The sequence below is a fragment of the Fluviirhizobium alvei genome, from assembly GCF_030551875.1.
In the GTDB taxonomy this organism is placed as follows: Bacteria; Pseudomonadota; Alphaproteobacteria; order Rhizobiales; family Rhizobiaceae; genus Rhizobium_E; species Rhizobium_E alvei.
Map to the genome: position 1 here is coordinate 143,939 of NZ_JAUOZU010000012.1, position 20,009 is coordinate 163,947.

Sequence of the window (20,009 nt, forward strand, 5' to 3'; positions counted from 1 at the left end):
GGGACTAGAAATCGAGATCGGCGTAATGGGGAACCGGCGTCACGCCACGGATACGATCGTTGAGCAGCGGACGGAAGCTCGGGCGCGATTTGAAGCGCTGGTACCATTCCTTCACCTGCGGGGCGTCAGACCAGTCGATCTCGCCGAGATAGTCCAGCACGGAAATGGCGGCGGCGGCCGAAAGATCGGCATAGGACAGCCGGTCGCCGGCGAGCCATTTGCGGGTTCCGGCCAGCCAGGCGAGATAGCGCATATGCTGGCGGATATTGTTGCGTGCCGTGCGCAGAACCTTGGAATCGGGGGCGCCGCCGCCCTGCTCCGGCGTCATCTGCAATTTGAAGATCCGCTCCCGTACGAGCGGCTTGGTGACGTCCTGCTCCATCTTGAAGAGGAACCATTCGGTGAGGCGGCGGATTTCCGCGCGCTGGAACGGGTCTTCTGCCAACAGGCGGCGATCGCGCTTCAGGACACCGGACGTCTCGTCCATGAACTCAGAAATGATCGTGGCGCCACAGAGCGTGCGCATATTGTCGTCGACATAGACCGGAAGTGTGCCGGCGGGATTGATCGCCAGGAAGTCCTTGCGCTTTTCCCAGATCATCTCTTCGACCAGTTCCGCCTGGAAACCGTATTCGGCGAAAATCAACCGCACGAAGCGGGAGGCTGTCGACATGGGATGATGATAAAGGATTGGCATAATGATTCCGGACTGCGACGCAGGGATTGAAATTCCTTCATTGGCGTCTGGCCACGCAATATGTCAAGTCGATATAGCTACTCGCATTCGCTTCTGCCGATTCGCCGGCGACCTCCGAGAGGAACGAGCATGACGTAAGCGCCGCACGATGTTGATGCTTCACGCTCGCATTCCCATGCCGTTCAATCTTCAACCCGATCATTCCGACAAGAGATTCCCATGGAAGACCCATCGCTGTTCAGCGCCCTGGTGCTTGGCCTCATCGAAGGCCTGACAGAATTCATTCCGGTCTCCTCGACCGCGCATGTTCTGCTTGCGAGCCACTTTCTCGGCTTCAAATCGCCCGGCAACACTTTTGCCGTTCTCGTGCAGCTAGGCGCCATCCTGGCCATTCTGCTGGTCTATTTCCGCAAACTGCTTGATATCGCGCTCACGCTGCCGACGAGCGCACGCTCGCGCTGGTTCGTGCTCTCGATCCTGATCGGCTTCCTGCCAGCGGCGGTCATCGGGGCGATTGCGCACGACTTCATCAAGACCGTGCTGTTCGAAACGCCCGTTCTCATTTGTTATGTGCTGATCGGCGGCGGTATCATCCTGCTTGCTGTGGACAAGCTCAAACTGCAGCCGCGCTATTTCGACGTGATGAACTATCCGCCATCGCTTGCCTTCAAGATCGGCCTCTGCCAGTGCCTGGCCATGGTTCCCGGAACATCGCGGTCCGGCGCAACCATTGTCGGTGCGCTGCTCATGGGGGCCGACAAGCGCTCGGCGGCGGAGTTTTCGTTCTTCCTCGCCATGCCGACCATGGTTGGCGCCTTCACGCTCGATCTGATCAAGAATCGCAAGGATCTGAGTTTCGACGATGTGACGGTCATCGGCGTCGGCTTCATTGCCGCCTTCATTTCGGGATTGATCGTGGTGCGGTCGCTGCTCGCCTTCGTCTCGCGTCGCGGCTATGCACCCTTCGCCTGGTGGCGCATCATCATCGGGATCGCCGGGCTTGCCGGCCTCTACTATTATCCCTGACATGCAAAGGGCCGCGAAAGCGGCCCTGGTCGTCTCATTCCGGAAGCTAGCCTTATTCGCTGGCGGTGGTCGAGCCCGTGATCGAGCAAGGATCGACGCCGTAGGCCGGAGAGCATTTGACGTTGTCGGCGGCCACGGTACGCGGCGCGACGAAAGATCCGGCCAGAATGACGAGCGCCGCGGAAGCGAAGATCAGCGCTATCGATTTACCCATAATTTTCCCCTGAAACTGAATTGCCACGCGCCCCTGCGTTCTGACCGTCCACGAGGCACAGGCCGCGTTCTATTCAGTCAAAGGCCGACTATCAATAAAGGATCGAAGCTGAATATGCAGTTAATGAAGTATAGTTAAAGTGTGCGGCATTTGTGCAACTCGCACTCCGACACGGTCAAAAAGCGCCAAGGCCGCGTCGCACCATATCGATGGCGATCACAGTCATAATCCAGCGCAGAATCGTTCGGAACGCCTGTTCCGGCAGTTTTCCGAGCAGGATGAGGCCAAGCTTGGTTCCGGCGAAGCCTGTGAGAATCATGAGTCCCACCAGCGGCAACCAGTGGAAGAAGGCAAAGCCGGCGGCGCCGAAGGCAAGCACTTTCAGAATATGCTGGCTGGTCATGAGCGCGGCAAGCGTGGCCACCATGACGCGACGATCCGGAAATGTCTTTTCGGACGCGGCGGCATTGAGCGGGCCTGTGGCGCCGAGAAACATGGTGAGGAATGTCGTCACCGCGCCCGAGACGGCAAACAGGCCCAGGCCAAGCCGATCGACCTTCGGAAGTTTTGCCCATGTCACCAGCAGGATGAAGAGGCCCAAAGCGAGCTGAAGCCAGGAATCGGGCAGACGGATGACCATATGCGCGCCGACAAAGGCCCCGATGGCACCGCCGGCAACGAAGGCTGCGAGTTCGCGCCAGGCGATGAAACGTCTTTGCAGCAACGCGCGGCCGGCATTGGAGCCGAACTGCACAGCTCCATGGACCGGGATCAGCGCCGCCACTGGCATGACATAGGTCATCAGCGACAAAAGCACGAGGCCTCCTCCGATACCGAAGGAAGCGGTGAGCATGGATGTGAAGAAGCTGGCGACGATGAGCAACAGGGCCGGAAGGACAGTCATTCCTTCCGGCAACCAGCTCATGGGACCCCCGATCAGGCTTCCGAACCGCTCCGGGTGAACTGGCCGGCCGGACGATAGCGGACGAGATAGGCGGGCAGCACGGCTGCCGCGAGCGACGGACGGATGCCGAGCCCTTCGAGCGTGCGGCCTTCACGGATCGCAGCCTCGGATACGACATTGTCCTTCTTGAGCAACGTCACCTGATCGGCTGTGATCATCGGCTTCACGAATGGAACGAGCGCATTGAGCTTACCGATCACCGATGCGGCAAAGAAGGGAATCGATACGAGCCGGCGTTCGCGACAGGTGATGCGCAGAATGTCCTCGAGGATTTCCTTGAAGGTCTTCACTTCGGCACCGCCGAGTTCGTAGATCTTGCCGCCCTCAACCTTGCCATCGACGGCCAGGGCAATGGCTTCCGCCACATCATCCACCGATACCGGCTGGAAGCGCGTCATGCCGCCACCGACGAGCGGCAGGAACGGGAACCGCGCGGCCATGGCGCCGAATTTATTGTAGAAATCATCTTCCGGGCCGAACATGACCGACGGACGCATGATCACGGCATCCGGCATGATCGCAAGCACAGCCTGCTCGGCCTTGCCCTTGGTGCGACCATAGGCCGAAGCCGAATCGGCATCAGCGCCGATGGCCGAAACATGGGTGAGCTTGGCACCTGCGGCACGCGCCGCTTCCGCCACCGCTCGAGCGCCGAATTCCTGTACTGCATCGAACGTGTTACGGCCCGACTGGTGCAGAAGGCCAACGCAATTGATGACATAATCGGACCCGGCAACGGCTGCATCGACCGACTGGCGATAACGCAGGTTGGCCTGCACGAGCGAGATCTGCCCGAGATTGCCAAGCGGTTGAAGGTGGAAAGCCAGATCAGGACGACGAACCGCAACACGGATGCGGTAGCCGCGCTTGGCGAGGATCCGCACCAGATGGCGCCCCAGGAAACCCGAACCGCCGAAGATCGTCACGGTTTTCGGAATATTGGACAGCGCCATGATATCAGCTCCTGATTTTACCCGCCAAGTGCTCGTTCCTTAGCCGAATCTCTCGCTAAGGTGAAGGCATTAAATGCCTTCGACAATCACCATTTCCGCATCCGCGACTTCTTGCCGTATGGCAGCAGCCTTCTGATATTCCGGCGAATAGTAGCAATCATGCGCAGCCTGAAGCGAAGGGAACTCGATCACAACGTTGCGGGCGCGCACCTGGCCTTCAAGACGATGGAAATTGCCGCCGCGGGCGAGGAAGTTCGCCCCATACTTTTCGAAAGCCGGCTTGGCGGCTGCAACATAATCCTTGTAGCGTTCCGCATCACGAACATCGACGCGAGCGATCCAGTAGCCCTTGGGCATCATCTTCTCCTGTTGGTAGGAACTCGTTTCTTTACCTAGGCTGCGTTGCGGATTTCGGCAAGGATGGAACGCGCTGCCTCCAACCGATCGCTAGCACGGATGATCGGCCTTGCCACGACCAGATGGCTGGCGCCCGAGCGGATTGCCTCTGCCGGCGTCATGACACGTTTCTGATCGCCCTTGTCGGCGCCAGCCGGCCGAATACCGGGCGTCACCACCGCCATTTCGGCGCCCACGATCTTGCGAACGGCGGACGCTTCTTCTGCCGAACAGACGATACCGCCCATTCCAGCCTGGCGGGCCTGTTCGGCGCGGCGCAGCACCAGAGTATGCGGATCATATTCGTAGCCGGCATCGATCAGATCGGTTTCATCCATCGATGTCAGGACCGTAACGCCCAACAGGCAGAGATCGGTGCCGCGCGCGGCTTCCACCGCCGCCCGCATTGCCTTCGGATAGGCGTGCAGCGTCAGCATGGTCATGCCCATCTTGGCAATGTTCTCAACCGCGCTCGCCACCGTGTTGTCGATGTCGAGCAGTTTCATGTCGAGGAAGATTTTCTTGCCATCCTTCGCCAGATCGCGCGCGAATTCCAGGCCGCCTGCGAATGCGAGCTGGTAGCCGATCTTGTAGAAATCGACCGTTTCGCCGAGTTCGCGAACGACGGTTTCGGCATCGTTCACCGTCGGTACATCCAGGCCCACAATCAGACGGTCTTTGGCATCCATTTTTCCGGTCCTTCCCATTCATCGAACGGTTTCCAGTCGCATGCAAGCGAACGATCTGCAAGACGGAATGCATAGAGATTGCCACCACCCGCAGGCTGGTCACGATCCCTGGCGATCGGAACCCCTCCGAGATGGCATTTGAGGAGCGTTCCCACGCCGCCGTGACCGACAATCGCGATCGGTATGTCGGGATCATGATTTGAAAGCAGCCGGTCGACGGCCCCGACGATCCTTGCCTGAGCATCGCAGGCCCGCTCCCACCCCCTGAAGCTGTCAGATGGGTAGGCGAAAAACCGGTCGGCGGCCTTTTCGAATTCGGCGGGAACGAGAAAGCCCGTGGCGCTGCGATCATTTTCGCCACTATGGGGAAGGATTTCGACGGAGAGACCCGCACGTCTCGCCATTATCTCAGCCGTTTCGATCGCCTTGGTCTCTTCACTGGCGACGATCCGCCCCAGTTTCGCGACCCATGGCATTTTCGCGGCCGCTTCGGCTCTTGCCTTACCCAGTGGAGACAGGCTCCAACGGGGCACAGGAACCGACGGATCAATCATCACCTGCGGATGGGTGACATAGAAGCCGAACACGGATCATCCAACGGTCTTGCGATAGTGCCAGATCTGCGCCGGGGGAATGTTCCGCATGATGAAATCGAAGTGACTGATCTGGTAGCTGTCGGGCTTTGCGACCACCGGCGAGGCCGGCCCATAGGAAAACTGCACCACCGGGCGCCCGACGGGAATGCGCTCCAGAAGATCCTCGATCAATTCCACGCGCTTGGACATGGGAAAGTTGAGAAGCGGGATGCCGGAAATCACGCAATCGAACTGTTCGCCTTCAAAGTCCTTCAGCGTTTCGGCGAGGTTGAAGGCATCGCCCTCAATGAATTGGACACCGGGGAAGCGCTCGCGGAGATGGCTGACGAAACTGGCGGAATATTCGACTGAAACCAGGTTTTCCGGTTTCACGCCGCGCGCCAGGATGGCCTTTGTGATCACACCGGTTCCTGGGCCCAGTTCAAGCACCCGCAATCCGGAATTTGGATTGATGATGCTGGCCATGCGATCGGCAGTCCGTGCCGAAGTCGGCATGATGGCGCCAACCGTTTTCGGTCCGGCAATCACGCCTTTGAGGAATCGGATCTCATCATCGAATTTTGTTGCAATCCGACTCTTGAGACGAGCGACCATTATCCATTTCCCTTATAATTTCTTAAGTTTCTTGTGCGCCCTAAAAAAAGGTAAAAGCAAGACAGATATGGCCTTGGCCGGCAAAATTCCTTAATTATTTTAATCAACGTTAACGCGCGGGCCACGGATGCTACGAAAAAGCCAGCGCAATCGCTCGCACTGGCTTCAAGATACATTCGAAGACAATCTCAGTCAGACGCGCATCGGCATCAGAACGTAGAGCGCATCATTGCCTGAAGAATCGACGATGATCGTCGGCGAACCCGGATCAGCGAGCTTGAAGACCGCATCATCGCCGCTCAACTGACCCGTGATATCGAGAAGATACTTGGCGTTGAAGCCGATCTCGAGCGGATCGCCCTCATAGGAAACAGCCAGTTCTTCCGTGGCGCTACCGGAGTCGGGATTGTTGACGGTCAGCACCATCTGGCCATCGGTAAGCGCGAGCTTGACGGCACGGCCACGTTCTGACGAGATGGTCGAGACGCGGTCGACCGCGCTGGCAAAAGTCGAGCAATCCACCCGCATCTCCTTGTCATTGCCGGTCGGAATGACGCGCTGATAATCGGGGAAGGTGCCGTCGATCAGTTTCGAGGTCAGAACGATTTCGCCGAAAGACAGGCGGATCTTCGCATCCGACACTTCGAACCGCAGCATCGCTTCGGGATTTTCGATCAGTTTTTGGATTTCGCCCACGGTCTTGCGGGGAATGATGATGCCGGGCATGCCTTCCGCGCCAGACGGCGCTTCGATTTCGGCGCGCGCCAGGCGGTGACCATCCGTTGCGACGGCGCGCAGCTTGAGATCGCTGCCCGATTCGGCCGTGTGAAGGAAAATGCCGTTGAGATAGTAACGGGTTTCCTCGGTCGAGATCGCAAACTGGGTGCGCTCGATCAGCATCTTGAGATCAGCCGCCTTGATATTGAAGGCATGGCTGAAGGTCCCGGCCGTCAGATCGGGAAAATCGCTCTCGGGCAGGCACTGCAGCGAGAATTTCGAACGGCCGGACGACACGCTCATGGTCGTGCCTTCGGCATTGGTCGTCAAAGCCACTTCGGAACCATCGGGCAGCTTGCGGACGATTTCATAGAGCAGATGCGCCGGAACCGTCGTCGCACCGGCCTGTTCGGTCATGGCCGGAGCGCCTTCGGTGATCTCCAGATCGAGGTCGGTCGCCTTCATCATCAGGCTCGAACCTTCGGCCCGCAACAGAACATTCGACAGGATCGGGATCGTATTGCGACGCTCGACCACGCGATGGACGTGACCGAGGGATTTCAACAGATTGGAACGCTCAAGTGTGATACGCATGATCCCTACCGATTTTCTGTACTTCTGCGCCTGGGGTTTCATTCCCGGAGGGCGGGACGGGCAAAATGGCAGAAAGCGGGACGGATGCGCAAGAGAAAAGCCGAACCCATCAACCAATTTACGCTCTTGCACTCCCGCGATCCCTTGCCCATAAGGGCCTGAAGCGACAGGAAGGGTCTTAACGTGTCGGAGAGCGAAGCCAAGGACGGAGCCGGATCGAAGAGCTACCGTATCCGTACGCTCGAAATTCCTGCCAGACCGCTGGAGCCGGGCCTCTATCTGGTTTCCACACCAATCGGCAATCTGTCCGACATCACCCTGCGGGCGCTGGAGACCATTGCCGCAGCCGACATTTTGGCGGCGGAAGATACGCGGGTGACGCGTGTTCTTCTCGAACGCTATGCGATCGGCCGGCGGACCATCGCCTATCACGACCATAATGCGCGCGATGCCGGCGAACGGCTTCTGGCCGATCTCGACCGCGGCCTGTCCGTCGCCATCGTTTCGGATGCCGGCACACCCCTGATTTCCGATCCGGGTTACCGTTTGGCGCAGGCGGCAATCGAGGCCGGGCACCGGGTCTTTCCCATACCCGGCCCCTCTTCGGTGATCACGGCGCTTTCTGCCTCCGGCCTGCCGAGCGACAGTTTCTTCTTCGCCGGGTTTCTGCCGCAGAAGGAGAAGGCGCGCCGCGACCGGCTGGCCGAGATCGGCACCATTCCCGGCACGCTTCTCTATTTCGAGAGCCCGCACCGGCTCGCGGCAAGCCTTGAGGATGCTTCCCTGGTGTTGGGCGGGGAACGGGCGGCCTGCGTGTGCCGCGAACTGACCAAGACGTTTGAGGAGTTCCGTCGCGGTAGCCTGGCAGAACTGGCCGATTTCTATGCGGCGCAGGAGAATATACGCGGCGAGATCGTGGTGGCGATCGCCCCGCCTCCCGAAGCGCAGGAAATGGCGGCTGAAGATGTCGATGCCCTGCTTCTCGAACTCGCCCGCACGATGCCGACGGCAAAGGCCGCCACGGAAGCGGCGCGCCGAACGGGCGAACCGCGAAAGGTTCTCTATCAGCGGCTCCTCGATCTCAAGGCGACCTGACGATGGAGGACGGCACCCGCAAACGGCGTCAAGCGCTGAAGAGGGGCCGGATTTCCGAATATGTCGCGGCTGCCTTTCTGATTCTCAGGGGGTATCAGATCGTCACCATGCATTTCCGCGTCGGCGCCGGCGAGATCGACATCATTGCCCGCAAACGGGACCTGATCTGCTTCGTTGAAGTCAAGGCACGCGCCACGACCGATGGGGCCATTACCGCGGTGACGGGCGAATCACAGCGGCGCATTCACAATGCCAGCCTCGCCTGGCTCTCCCGCCAGCCGGATGGGTCTTCGCTTTCCCTTCGCTATGATATCATCGCCATTTCACCCTTCCGGCTTCCGAAGCATTTTCTAGATGCCTTCTAGGACATGGTCTGACCATGCGCCGATCTCCGCTGTCACATCGACGTCACGCGCGGCAATTAGTGCGCCTGCTAGCGCCCAATGAATATCCGGATCAATTCCCATGCTGACCACCACGACCAACCGGCTTCCGGCCCCTCCCGCCGATCTCAGGTCCCGTCTCGATGCAAAGGACAAGACGATCGAAGCGCATGATGCGCTGATGGCGTCGCTTCCGGCCATGTCGTTGGTCGAAACGGATGGTTCGTCCAGCAAGTCCGCAGCCCTTTCCTTTCCCATCACGGTTTCGGCCTGGAACCTCGAGCGCTGCCTTTTCGTCGAGGCGAGCGCAAGAAGGATTGCGGAAACCCGCTCGGATGTCGTGCTGCTGTCGGAAATGGATTGCGGCATGGCCCGGACCGGACAGAGGCACACGAGCGCCGAACTCGCTCGCGAACTCGACATGACCTATTCCTACGGGGTGGAATTCATCGAATTGGGGTTGGGCTCGCCGATCGAGCGCGATCTCTGCACCGACAGCTTCAATGCGCTTGGGTTTCACGGCAATGCGCTGCTGGCAAAAGCCAACCTGCATGCACCCTTCATGATCCGTCTTGAAGGCGAACGCCTGTGGCGCAACCACGACCCGAACCAGCCGCGCATCGGCGAACGGTGCGCTGTCGGCGCCACTATCGAAAGCGAGGACGGTCCGATCCTGTTTGTCTCGGTTCATCTCGAAAGTGCCGTGACCGCCCCCTACCGGGAGTGGCAGGTGAAAGCGCTTCTCGATGTCATCGACGCCCACTTCCCCGCACTCCCCGTTCTGATCGGCGGCGACATGAACACCGGCAATCGCATGGAGGGTGATTTCGAGGCCGAGGGCCTGTTTCCGGTCGCCTTCGAGCGTGGATATCGACGACATGGTGGTGACATGACGCGGATGACGACCCGCGCCAGCCTGATCAGCCGCTTTCCTGAACGGGCAATGAAGCTCGACTGGTTCCTGAGCCGCGACCTCGACATCGATCGTTCCTCGATCGTCGCTGCAGTGGATGAACAGGGCCGACCGCTCTCGGACCATGAATTGATCACCTGCCGGATTGCGGGCATTACCGGCCGTTAGCTCCCTTGCCATGCGCAGGTCCAGGCCCTAAATCAGGCAGACCCTGCCCACAGCCACACGCGGAGACTTGCATGGCCCGGATCAAGAATGTCGCCATACAGATGGACCATGTGTCCACCATCAACATTACGGGCGACTCCACTTTCGCCATGGGCCTTGAGGCACAGGCGCGCGGCTACCGGCTGTTCCACTACACGCCGAACCAGCTTTCCATGCGCGACGGCGAAATCTATGCGCAGGCCGAAGTGATGGAGCTTCGCGACGTCAAGGGCGATCATTTCACGCTTGCTCCGGCCGAGCGGATCAATCTTGCCGATATGGATGTGGTGCTCCTGCGCCAGGATCCGCCCTTCGACATGGCCTATATCACCTCCACCCACCTTCTCGAGCGCGTTCATCCGAAGACGCTGGTGGTCAATGATCCGAACTGGGTGCGCAATTCCCCGGAGAAGATCTTCGTTACCGAATTCGCCGACCTCATGCCGAAGACGCTGATCACACGCAATGTGAGCGAAATTGCGCGCTTCCGTGCCGAAATGGGCGATATCATCCTGAAGCCGCTCTATGGCAATGGCGGTGCCGGCGTGTTCCACTCCTCGCGCGATGACCGCAACTTCTCCTCGTTGCTCGAAATGTTCGGCCAGCTGTTCCGCGAACCCTATATCGCCCAGCAATATCTGCCGGCGGTGCGCAAGGGCGACAAGCGCATCATCCTCATCGACGGCGAACCCGTCGGCGCCATCAACCGCGTGCCTGCCGAAACGGATTCACGCTCGAACATGCATGTCGGCGGCCGCGCCGAACATACCGAGCTGACCGACCGCGAGCGCGAGATCTGTGCCCGTATCGGCCCATCGTTGCGTGAACGCGGCTTCATTCTGGTCGGTATCGACGTGATCGGCGACTATATGACCGAAATCAACGTGACTTCGCCGACCGGCATCCGCGAGGTGAAGAAGTTCGGCGGCGCCGATATTGCCAGCCTGTTCTGGGATGCGGTGGAGAAGAAACGCGCCTGACGCGTTGCAAGCATGGCGAGCGCCGGGTAGGCTTGATTTGTTCCGGCGCCACAACCTCCCACAACCAGACTTCCCGTCAATCGTGCATTTGTTCGATTATTGTTCTTGTTTTATTCCTTTTTCCATGCTTAATTGCAATCCGTAACCGCATTACACGTGTATCCGCCCGTTGCGGCGGCCAGGCGAAGGGTTTCGGGGCATGGTGGCGAGGGTCGGAACGGTTGCATTCCAGGGGATAGATGGCGTGCCTGTCGATGTGCAGGTGATGGTCGCTCCCGGCAAGATCGGCATGCATATCGTGGGCCTGCCGGACAAGGCAGTGGCCGAAAGCCGGGAACGGGTGCAGGCCGCCCTGCATGCCTCCGGGCTCGCGCTTCCGCCCAAGAAGGTCACCGTCAATCTGGCACCGGCTGACCTGCCGAAAGAGGGTAGCCACTTCGATCTGCCGATCGCGCTTGCATTGATGGCTGCACTGGGGGCAATTCCTTCCGATGCGCTGGCAAGTTACCTCGTTATCGGCGAACTCAATCTTGATGGAACGATTGCCGCTGTGGCCGGCGCGTTGCCCGCCGCCATCACTGCCAATTCGCTCGACAAGGGGTTGATCTGCCCCGCCGACAGCGGCCCGGAAGCTGCCTGGGCAGGGTCGGAGATCGACATTCTGGCGCCACGTAGCCTCGTTGGCCTCGCCAACCATTTTCGCGGAACCCAGGTGCTGAGCCGGCCGGAACCTGCCATTCGCCCGAGCCCCGCCAATCTGCCGGATCTTGCCGATATCAAGGGACAGGAAAGTGCCAAGCGCGCACTTGAAGTGGCAGCGGCTGGCGGACACAACCTCTTAATGATCGGACCGCCCGGATCGGGGAAATCGATGCTGGCGCAACGTCTGCCTTCGATTCTGCCACCGCTGACCTCCGGCGAACTGCTCGAAGTGTCGATGATCCATTCGCTGGCCGGTCAGCTCGCGGGCGGCAAGCTTTCCAGCCACCGTCCCTACCGGGCGCCGCACCATTCCGCCACCATGGCTGCGCTCGTCGGCGGCGGCTTGCGTGCCCGCCCCGGCGAGGCTTCGCTCGCCCATCATGGCATCCTGTTTCTCGATGAGCTGCCGGAGTTCAATCCGCAGACGCTTGACGCGTTGCGCCAGCCGCTCGAAACCGGCGAATGCGTGATTGCGCGTGCCAATCACCATGTTTCCTATCCGGCGAGCATCCAGCTGGTGGCAGCGATGAATCCTTGCCGTTGCGGCATGGCGGGCGAGCCCGGCCATCAATGTGCCCGCGGTCAACGCTGCGCCGCCGACTACCAGGCGCGGATTTCCGGCCCCCTGCTTGATCGGATCGATATCCGGATCGACGTTCCGGCCGTTTCGGCTCATGACTTGCTGCGTCCGATGCCGGCGGAACCGAGTGCGGTGATTGCCGCGCGCGTTGCCCGCGCCCGCGAACGCCAGCGGGATCGGTTCATCGCGCTCGGCCATCCACGGCTTGGCGCCAATGCCCATTGTTCGACGGCGCTCATTGAAAAGATCGCCGATCCGGATCCGGCTGCGCTTCAACTGCTCAAGGATGCCGCCGACAAGATGAAGTTTTCCGCCCGCGGCTATCACCGCATCCTGAAAGTGGCGCGCACCATAGCCGATCTAGACGAGGCCGATAGGATCGGTCGCATCCATCTGGCGGAAGCGATTTCCTATCGCCTGGCGGGCGAGCGATTGCAGAGTGCTGCGTAAACGGCAATCAGGATCGTCTGGGCATCAGATCGATTGATCGGCAAACTTTGATACGGCCTCGCGATGATCGAGGCGGAACTTGGCGCCTGAAAATCGTGTATAGAGGTCTCGATGGGCGGCGTGTCCCGTGGAGGTGGATCGCTGTTCATAATCGGCGGTCCAGGCGAGCAACGCTTCGAAGGCGGTTTGGTTCTCACCATTCTGAGGACCACGGGCTTGAATGTTTTTCAGACATTCCGGTACTGGCAAATCGATCCAGACCAACGCCGTAGCCCGTTCGAGCGCAGCTTCAGCCAACCAGCCGAACACACCCTCGATCAGCCATGCGGGCGATGTGGCGATCGTTCTGGTGTCCTGAAATGCCAGTTGCTTGTCGCGTGGTACGCCCGGCAAGCCGGGCTCCCAGTGCAGATTGTCAAGATGATAGGCCGGGAGAGAAAGGTTTGATCCGAGCTTCAGAGCGAGCCAGGACTTGCCTGACCCGCAATTGCCGATGATCAGCATTCGATTGAAATTTGTCGCCATCACCCTTCCCCCGATCCTGCGACAGGACGTCGAGGGATGACGACCGAAGCGTCAGCCGCCGAGTCCCTCGAACAGCGCCGTCGACAGATAGCGTTCGGCAAAAGACGGGATGATGACAACGATGGTCTTGCCGGCATTTTCCTCACGCTGGCCGACCTTGATTGCTGCGGTCAGAGCCGCGCCGGACGAAATGCCGACCGGCACACCTTCGAGCCTTGCAACCAGACGCGCATTGGCAAAAGCCTCGTCATTGCTGACCGTCACCACCTCATCATAGACCGAGCGGTCGAGAATGGCCGGGGCGAAGCCGGCGCCAATGCCCTGGATTTTGTGCGGGCCAGGATTGCCGCCGGAAAGAACCGGAGAATCCGCCGGCTCGACAGCGATGACCTGGACCGACGGCTTCTTCGCCTTCAGCACCTGGCCGGTGCCCGTGATAGTTCCACCGGTACCGATACCGGAAACGAAGATATCCACGCCGCCATCGGTGTCGTTCCAGATTTCTTCCGCCGTCGTCTTGCGGTGGATTTCCGGATTGGCCGAATTTTCGAACTGTTGCGGGATGATGGCATCCGGCAGCGTTGCGGCGAGTTCCTCGGCCTTGGCGATCGCGCCCTTCATGCCCTTGGCGCCTTCGGTCAGCACCAGTTCGGCACCAAGCAGCGCCAGCATCTTGCGGCGCTCGATCGACATGGTTTCCGGCATGGTGAGGATAAGCTTGTAACCCTTTGCTGCGGCGGCAAAGGCAAGTGCGATCCCGGTATTGCCCGAGGTCGGCTCGACCAGCGTCGATTTGCCGGGCGTGATCTTGCCCTGCGCTTCGAGCGATTCGATCATGGCGACGCCAATACGATCCTTGACGGAGGCGATCGGGTTGAAGAATTCAAGCTTGGCGAGAAGGTTGGCCTTGACGCCCTTTTCCTTGGCCAGCTTGTCCAGCCGTACGATGGGCGTGTCACCGATCGTCTCGATGATGGAGCCGTAAACGCGTCCGCGACCCGGTTTCTTAGTGTCAGCCATGATGTTTCTCCCTATTCGTTTGGGCGAAGGTAGGGCGTATCCGGCAATCTTTCCAGACAGAATTCCACGCTTCCAGCAGTCGCGCCGGAAAATTCATCCAGAGTTCAGGCAAAACCAGAATATTCTTCCAAATCACGCCCGGAGAGCGATGTAGCCCGCCGTTCCCATCAGAAAGGTCGCGGCAACGCGGTTGAGACCGCGCAGCTGTTCCGGATGGCGGAAAAGTTCGCGCGCCCGCGAGGCCAGGGCAATATAAGGTACGGTTACCAGTACCAGCACCACAAATGTCGCGGCCAGCAACTGGAGATAATCAGTAACGGTCAGCGTATCGAGACTGACAAGCGTCGGCACCAGCGCAACGTAAAACAGCATCGCCTTCGGGTTGCCTAGCGTCACAAAGAGGCCGGCGAGAAAGGAATGGATCGGCGACCGTTTGGGACCCGCCGCCATTTCAGCTTTTACGAGCCCGGCGGTCCAGATCTTGTAGGCGACATAGGCGAGATAGGCTGCGCCCAGATATTTGATCACCATGAAGAGCGCGCCGAACGTCTGGGCGACGACAGACAGTCCGAGAACGACGGCCGTGAGGAACACCATGTCGCCCAGGATGAGACCGAATGCCATTGCAAGACTGTCGGTAAAACCCGCCCCCATGGCGCGCGCAACGAGCGCCGTGATACCGGGGCCAGGAATGATCGCGGCAACGAATAGCGCGAGGGAGTAGGTGAGAAGCGTGGCAATGGTCATGGCAAACTGTTCATCTCTGACATCAAACGCCTTTCATATTGTTTTTGGACAAAAAGGGCAATAGACCGAATTTTCATTTGCGTTAAGTAACGTATTCCGTATTATTTACGGATGCATGTTGATTGTTCGTTTTAGAATTCAGCCATCGGAGATAGGCAGGATGGGGTAACAGGCTCCGAATGAGCGGCAGAGCGCATCATCAGCACCTGCTCGCCCATTTCCGGCAAGGCCTCGCCCGTCCAGTCCAACCTGTCAGGCGGGATGAAAAGCCGGACGCGGCTCGCTGGTTTTCCGATTGCGGCCATCAGACTGGCAAGCGGCGGCAATCGTTGTGCCACCACATCGAGGATCTCGGGAACACCATCTGCGGCCAGGCGCCAGGCAACGAGCGCCTGTCGTTCTTCGATCAATGTCAGCCGGACATCATCGACGAGATGGCAATTGAGCAGGAACATCCGCCCCTGTTCTGTAACGGCAAGACGCCCAGACACGGGCATCCGTTCGGCCAGCATGCGGGTCACAAGGGCCGCATCGTCGACATTCCTGACATCTAGCTGCCTGACAAGCGCGTCCGGGACGATCGGTGCTGGTGCCTGCCCTTCGAACCGATATTGCGGGATCATTCGAAATCCATGCGGCTGATAGAGGCCGGGCTTGTCGGTATAGAGAAGGATCGCTTCAAAACCGACGGCCTCGCAACGCGCGATAGTCCTTTCGATCAGATCGCGAAAAAGGCCTCGTCCCCGATAGGGCGGGCGTACGGCACCCGATTGCCAACCGGTAGCGCGGATGACGCGCCCGTTCAGGATGATCGGCATCGAAAATGCCGTGAGATTGGCGACGCAGTTGCCGTCCTCATCGAAATAGGCCGATGGCATGCAGGAAGGATCGTAGCTGCCATGGCGATCGAGCGGGGCGATATCCACATCGAATATGTCGAGGATCAGGCTCTTGATCGCAACCCAGCCTGCCGGATCGGCGAAATAGTCCTCCCGGAACGTAAGATCCGGGAACGCGGTCATTGAAGGCCGGTCGATCCGAACCCGCCGGCGCCGCGGTCCGTCGTGCCGGCAAGTGCCCGCTCCTCGACCCTCGCCTGCACGACGGGGGCAATCACCATCTGCGCAATGCGCATGCCGCGTTCGATGACGAAATCCTCAGCACCGTGATTGATCAGCAGCAACTGCACTTCGCCACGGTAGTCACTATCGATCGTGCCGGGCGCATTGAGGCAGGTGATGCCATTCTTGAAGGCCAGGCCGGACCGGGGGCGGATCTGCGCTTCGAACCCTTGAGGGATTTCGAAAACGAAACCGGTGGGAACCAGCGCGCGCTGGCCGGGAGCCAGCACCATCCGGGCACCTTCGGCGAGGGCTGCACGCAGGTCCATTCCTGCCGCACCGGTCGTTTCATAGGACGGCAGGGCCATGCCTTCGCCATGCGGAAGCCGGACAATGCCAAGGGTGGGGGCGGGTGATGTTTTTTCGCTCATGCGGTCTTGTTGCGGTTTCTTCCATGCCGGTCAATTGCATTTAGCCGCCCGACTGGCTAGAAGGCAGCCACTCAACAGGATTTTCTCGTGATGACCGAAGAACTGGCCGAGGCGATCTCCCGCCGCCGCACCTTTGCCATTATCGCCCACCCGGATGCCGGCAAGACGACGTTGACCGAAAAGCTGCTGCTGTTCGGTGGCGCCATTCAGCTCGCCGGCGAAGTGAAGGCCAAGAAGGACCGTATCCAGACCCGGTCGGACTGGATGAAGATCGAGCGCGAACGCGGCATCTCGGTCGTCACCTCGGTGATGACGTTTGAATATGAAGGCAATGTCTTCAACATCCTCGATACGCCCGGCCACGAAGACTTCGCAGACGATACCTACCGTACGCTGACGGCTGTCGATGCTGCGGTCATGGTCATCGATGCCGCCAAGGGCATCGAACCGCGCACGCTGAAGCTGTTCGAAGTCTGCCGCATGCGCAACATTCCGATCATCACCTTCATCAACAAGATGGACCGCGAGAGCCGCGATCCGTTCGAGATTCTTGATGAGGTCGAAGACAAGCTGGCGCTCGATACCGCACCCGTGACCTGGCCGATCGGCCGTTCCAAGACATTCTGCGGCAGCTATCATCTGGCGACGAACGAAGCGCGTGGATCCGATACAGAGGCCGAGACCAAGAAGGTCAACGGCCCGGAAGCCGTGGCAAGCCGGCTGCCGCAGAACGAGCAGGAAGCCTTCATCGACGAGGTCAACCTGGCGGCAGAAGCCTGCAAGCCCTTCGACCAGGAAGCCTTTCTCGAAGGCCATATGACGCCGGTCTTCTGGGGTTCGGCGCTCAGGAATTTCGGTGTCCGCGACCTCATCAATGCGCTCGGCGACTTTGCGCCGCCACCGCGCGACCAGGTGGCAGATACGAGAACCGTTCATGCGGCCGAAGACAAGATGACGGCCTTCGTCTTCAAGATCCAGGCCAATATGGACCCCAACCACCGCGACCGCATTGCTTTTGCGCGCATCTGCTCCGGTAAGCTTGAACGCGGCATGAAGGCGAAACTCGCGCGCACCGGCAAACTGATCGGACTGACCGCACCACAATTCTTCTTCGCCTCGCAGCGCCAGCTCGCCGACACCGCTTACGCCGGCGATGTGGTGGGCATCCCCAACCATGGAACGCTTCGCATCGGCGACACGCTGACCGAAGGAGAATCGCTGGTTTTCCAGGGTGTGCCGAACTTTGCGCCGGAAATCCTGCGCCGCGTGCGGCTCGAAGATGCGATGAAGGCGAAGAAGCTCAAGGAAGCGCTGCAGCAGATGGCAGAAGAAGGCGTGGTGCAGCTCTTCTCGCCGGAAGATGGTTCGCCGGCAATCGTCGGCGTCGTCGGTGCCCTGCAGCTCGATGTTCTCAAGGAACGCCTGTCAGCCGAATATGGTTTGCCGGTCTCCTTTGAAATGAGCCGCTTCTCCGTCTGCCGCTGGATTTCGGCCGACCAGCCCGGTGATCTCGACAAGTTCATCACCGCCCGCCGCGGTGACATCTGCCGCGATCTCGATGGCGATCCGGTCTTCATGGCGCAGGATTCCTTCTCGCTGCGCTACGAGTCCGAACGGTATCCGGCCATCAAGATGGTGGCGATCAAGGAATATCACCAGCTCAAGGCCGCTTGATGGAACCCGCAAGGGAAAACCTTGCGGATATCTGTTTGAGCCTGCATCACAGACAAGACGTTTCGGGCATGGGTTTGGCGGCAGATTTGCGCTAAGACCCTGCCAGAACGATCTGAGTCGGGGGAATGTCGGCGCCATGCAATTTGAAACTCTGGAAATCGAGGGCCTGCTTCTCGTCACGCCCAAGCGACATGGGGATGAGAGAGGCTGGTTCTCCGAGGTTTTTCGGGAAGATCTGTTCCGCAAGGCCGCTGGCGATATTCATTTCGTCCAGCACAACCAGTCCTATTCCAAGCCCAGGGGCACAGTGCGGGGCCTGCATTTCCAGCTTGAGCCCCGGGCGCAAGGCAAACTGGTGCGCTGCCCGCGCGGCCGCGTTCTCGATGTTGCGGTCGATTTGCGCCGGTCGTCTCCGACGTTCGGAAAGCATATCACCGTCGAACTCAGCGCCGAAAACGGCAGGCAATTGTGGATCCCATCCGGATTTGCGCATGGCTTCTGCACGTTGGAAGACGATTGCGAACTCGCTTACCTGGTGACGGATTATTACAGCCCGGAGCATGATCGCGGCCTGTTGTGGAACGATGCCGCCCTCGGCATCGCCTGGCCGGTTGAAGCCGAGGCTGCGGTCCTTTCCGGGAAAGACCGACAGCAGCCGACGCTCGCCGCACTGGGGCCAATGTTCGACTGAACAGGGCTCATGAGCGGGCCGCAAGGATTGGCAGAAGAAGGATATAGTGATGCGGATCATCGTTACCGGCGGAGCCGGCTTCATCGGGTCGGCCCTCGTGCGCCATCTTGTGCTGACGGAAGGTTGCGAAGTTCTGACGCTCGACAAGCTGACCTATGCCGGAAATCTTGCGAATCTTGCGCCCCTTGAAGGTCATGCGAACCATCGGTTTCTGCAGGCCGATATCTGCGATGGCGCTGTCGTGCGCGATGCTTTCGCGCAATTCCGCCCCGACCGGATCTATCATCTGGCGGCAGAAAGCCATGTCGACCGTTCCATCACCGGTGCGGCCGATTTCATCCACACCAATGTGATCGGAACCTTCACGCTTCTCGAGGCGGCGCGTGGTTACTGGGATTCGCTACCGGCAGAAGACAAGGCGAGCTTCCGCTTTCTCCACGTCTCGACGGACGAGGTCTATGGTTCGCTTGGTGCCACCGGCCTATTCACCGAGACGACGCCTTACGATCCCTCATCACCCTATTCCGCATCGAAGGCGGCTTCCGATCATCTCGCGATTGCCTGGGGCCGCACCTATGGTCTGCCGACGATCGTTTCCAACTGCTCCAACAATTACGGACCCTATCATTTTCCGGAAAAACTCATTCCGCTCGTCATTCTCAATGCGCTGCATGGCAAACCACTGCCGGTCTATGGCGACGGATCGAATATCCGTGACTGGCTCTATGTCGAGGATCATGCCAAGGCGCTGCATCTTATCGCCAGCCGCGGTCGACTGGGCGAGACCTACAATGTCGGCGGCCGCAACGAACGCCGCAACATCGATGTGGTGACGACAATCTGCGCTATACTGGACCGTCTCGCACCGAAGAACCATCCGCATGCCGATCTCATCACCTATGTAACGGACCGGCCGGGCCATGATGCGCGCTATGCCATCGACGCGACCAAGCTCGAGACGGAGCTCGGCTGGCGAGCGGAGGAGACCTTCGAGACCGGCATCGAGAAAACCGTCGCCTGGTACCTCGAAAACGAGGCCTGGTGGCGGCCGCTTCGCGATCGGGTCTATTCCGGCGAGCGCCTCGGCGTGCTGACACCGGAGAAATGATC

At 59.7% G+C, this 20,009-nt stretch carries 23 protein-coding genes; 9 read left to right on the forward strand and 14 right to left on the reverse strand.

The annotated features are described in order from the left end of the window. Window positions 1-4 precede the first annotated feature (4 nt). Window positions 5-697, reverse strand: a complete 693-nt coding sequence (locus Q4481_RS16650) for a glutathione S-transferase family protein (protein ID WP_304377530.1) — start codon at window positions 695-697, stop codon at window positions 5-7. Window positions 698-916: 219 nt separating this feature from the next. Here Q4481_RS16650 and Q4481_RS16655 point away from each other — a divergent pair, with 219 nt between their 5' ends. Further along, on the forward strand, window positions 917-1,723 hold the full coding sequence (locus tag Q4481_RS16655; protein ID WP_304377531.1) for an undecaprenyl-diphosphate phosphatase: 807 nt from the start codon (window positions 917-919) through the stop codon (window positions 1,721-1,723). Between the two features lie 52 nt (window positions 1,724-1,775). On the opposite strand, the gene Q4481_RS16660 is transcribed toward Q4481_RS16655, so the two are convergent. The 8 genes from Q4481_RS16660 to dnaN all read right to left on the reverse strand — a co-directional run bounded on the left by Q4481_RS16660 (window position 1,776) and on the right by dnaN (window position 7,440). Next, window positions 1,776-1,937 (reverse strand): hypothetical protein, encoded by a 162-nt coding sequence (locus Q4481_RS16660; protein ID WP_304377532.1) that lies wholly within the window; start codon window positions 1,935-1,937, stop codon window positions 1,776-1,778. A 175-nt stretch (window positions 1,938-2,112) separates the two neighbouring features. After that, complete coding sequence (locus Q4481_RS16665; RefSeq protein ID WP_304377533.1) at window positions 2,113-2,841, reverse strand: sulfite exporter TauE/SafE family protein; 729 nt, start codon at window positions 2,839-2,841, stop codon at window positions 2,113-2,115. A gap of 32 nt (window positions 2,842-2,873) precedes the next feature. After that, window positions 2,874-3,854 (reverse strand): complex I NDUFA9 subunit family protein, encoded by a 981-nt coding sequence (locus Q4481_RS16670; protein ID WP_304377534.1) that lies wholly within the window; start codon window positions 3,852-3,854, stop codon window positions 2,874-2,876. A gap of 69 nt (window positions 3,855-3,923) precedes the next feature. Next, a complete protein-coding gene (locus Q4481_RS16675) occupies window positions 3,924-4,211 on the reverse strand; it encodes a DUF1330 domain-containing protein (protein WP_304377535.1) in 288 nt (95 codons plus the stop codon). 35 nt (window positions 4,212-4,246) lie between these two features. Next, on the reverse strand, window positions 4,247-4,939 hold the full coding sequence (gene pyrF, locus Q4481_RS16680) for an orotidine-5'-phosphate decarboxylase (RefSeq protein WP_304377536.1): 693 nt from the start codon (window positions 4,937-4,939) through the stop codon (window positions 4,247-4,249). Next, window positions 4,918-5,526 (reverse strand): histidine phosphatase family protein, encoded by a 609-nt coding sequence (locus tag Q4481_RS16685; RefSeq protein WP_304377537.1) that lies wholly within the window; start codon window positions 5,524-5,526, stop codon window positions 4,918-4,920. Before Q4481_RS16685 ends, pyrF begins: the two co-directional genes overlap by 22 nt. Before the next feature lie 3 nt (window positions 5,527-5,529). Further along, window positions 5,530-6,129 carry a phospholipid N-methyltransferase PmtA gene (gene pmtA, locus Q4481_RS16690; RefSeq protein ID WP_304377538.1) on the reverse strand — a complete coding sequence of 200 codons (600 nt, stop codon included), beginning with the start codon at window positions 6,127-6,129 and terminating at the stop codon, window positions 5,530-5,532. Window positions 6,130-6,321: 192 nt separating this feature from the next. Then, the gene (dnaN, locus tag Q4481_RS16695) at window positions 6,322-7,440 is read right to left on the reverse strand and encodes a DNA polymerase III subunit beta (RefSeq protein ID WP_304377539.1); all 1,119 of its coding nucleotides are present in this window, start codon (window positions 7,438-7,440) and stop codon (window positions 6,322-6,324) included. Window positions 7,441-7,623: 183 nt separating this feature from the next. On the opposite strand from dnaN, the gene rsmI reads away from it, so the two are divergent. From rsmI to Q4481_RS16720, 5 genes are all read left to right on the forward strand, one after another. Further along, entirely contained in the window at window positions 7,624-8,535 is a 912-nt protein-coding gene (gene rsmI / locus Q4481_RS16700; RefSeq protein ID WP_304377540.1) for a 16S rRNA (cytidine(1402)-2'-O)-methyltransferase, read from the forward strand. Window positions 8,536-8,537: 2 nt separating this feature from the next. Beyond that, a complete protein-coding gene (locus Q4481_RS16705) occupies window positions 8,538-8,900 on the forward strand; it encodes a YraN family protein (RefSeq protein WP_304377541.1) in 363 nt (120 codons plus the stop codon). A 100-nt stretch (window positions 8,901-9,000) separates the two neighbouring features. Beyond that, window positions 9,001-9,999 carry an endonuclease/exonuclease/phosphatase family protein gene (locus Q4481_RS16710; RefSeq protein WP_304377542.1) on the forward strand — a complete coding sequence of 333 codons (999 nt, stop codon included), beginning with the start codon at window positions 9,001-9,003 and terminating at the stop codon, window positions 9,997-9,999. A 71-nt stretch (window positions 10,000-10,070) separates the two neighbouring features. Next, entirely contained in the window at window positions 10,071-11,018 is a 948-nt protein-coding gene (gene gshB, locus Q4481_RS16715) for a glutathione synthase (RefSeq protein WP_304377543.1), read from the forward strand. Window positions 11,019-11,217: 199 nt separating this feature from the next. Further along, window positions 11,218-12,750, forward strand: coding sequence for a YifB family Mg chelatase-like AAA ATPase (locus Q4481_RS16720; protein WP_304377544.1), 1,533 nt, complete (start codon window positions 11,218-11,220; stop codon window positions 12,748-12,750). Between the two features lie 24 nt (window positions 12,751-12,774). Here the strand turns inward: Q4481_RS16720 and Q4481_RS16725 are convergent, their stop codons facing one another. The 5 genes from Q4481_RS16725 to dut all read right to left on the reverse strand — a co-directional run bounded on the left by Q4481_RS16725 (window position 12,775) and on the right by dut (window position 16,534). Beyond that, window positions 12,775-13,254 carry a P-loop NTPase family protein gene (locus Q4481_RS16725; protein ID WP_304377545.1) on the reverse strand — a complete coding sequence of 160 codons (480 nt, stop codon included), beginning with the start codon at window positions 13,252-13,254 and terminating at the stop codon, window positions 12,775-12,777. Window positions 13,255-13,326: 72 nt separating this feature from the next. Beyond that, a complete protein-coding gene (gene cysK / locus Q4481_RS16730) occupies window positions 13,327-14,295 on the reverse strand; it encodes a cysteine synthase A (protein WP_304377546.1) in 969 nt (322 codons plus the stop codon). Between the two features lie 132 nt (window positions 14,296-14,427). Then, a complete protein-coding gene (locus tag Q4481_RS16735) occupies window positions 14,428-15,042 on the reverse strand; it encodes a LysE family translocator (RefSeq protein WP_304377547.1) in 615 nt (204 codons plus the stop codon). Window positions 15,043-15,173: 131 nt separating this feature from the next. Continuing rightward, complete coding sequence (locus tag Q4481_RS16740) at window positions 15,174-16,064, reverse strand: GNAT family N-acetyltransferase (RefSeq protein ID WP_304377548.1); 891 nt, start codon at window positions 16,062-16,064, stop codon at window positions 15,174-15,176. Continuing rightward, the gene (dut, locus tag Q4481_RS16745; RefSeq protein WP_304377549.1) at window positions 16,061-16,534 is read right to left on the reverse strand and encodes a dUTP diphosphatase; all 474 of its coding nucleotides are present in this window, start codon (window positions 16,532-16,534) and stop codon (window positions 16,061-16,063) included. Before dut ends, Q4481_RS16740 begins: the two co-directional genes overlap by 4 nt. Window positions 16,535-16,624: 90 nt before the next feature. On the opposite strand from dut, the gene Q4481_RS16750 reads away from it, so the two are divergent. The 3 genes from Q4481_RS16750 to rfbB all read left to right on the forward strand — a co-directional run bounded on the left by Q4481_RS16750 (window position 16,625) and on the right by rfbB (window position 20,007). Further along, window positions 16,625-18,208: a peptide chain release factor 3 gene (locus Q4481_RS16750; RefSeq protein ID WP_304377550.1), complete on the forward strand. Its 1,584-nt coding sequence runs from the start codon at window positions 16,625-16,627 to the stop codon at window positions 18,206-18,208. 136 nt (window positions 18,209-18,344) lie between these two features. Next, the gene (gene rfbC, locus Q4481_RS16755; RefSeq protein WP_304377551.1) at window positions 18,345-18,899 is read left to right on the forward strand and encodes a dTDP-4-dehydrorhamnose 3,5-epimerase; all 555 of its coding nucleotides are present in this window, start codon (window positions 18,345-18,347) and stop codon (window positions 18,897-18,899) included. Window positions 18,900-18,948: 49 nt separating this feature from the next. Continuing rightward, on the forward strand, window positions 18,949-20,007 hold the full coding sequence (gene rfbB / locus Q4481_RS16760; protein ID WP_304377552.1) for a dTDP-glucose 4,6-dehydratase: 1,059 nt from the start codon (window positions 18,949-18,951) through the stop codon (window positions 20,005-20,007). Window positions 20,008-20,009 lie beyond the last annotated feature (2 nt).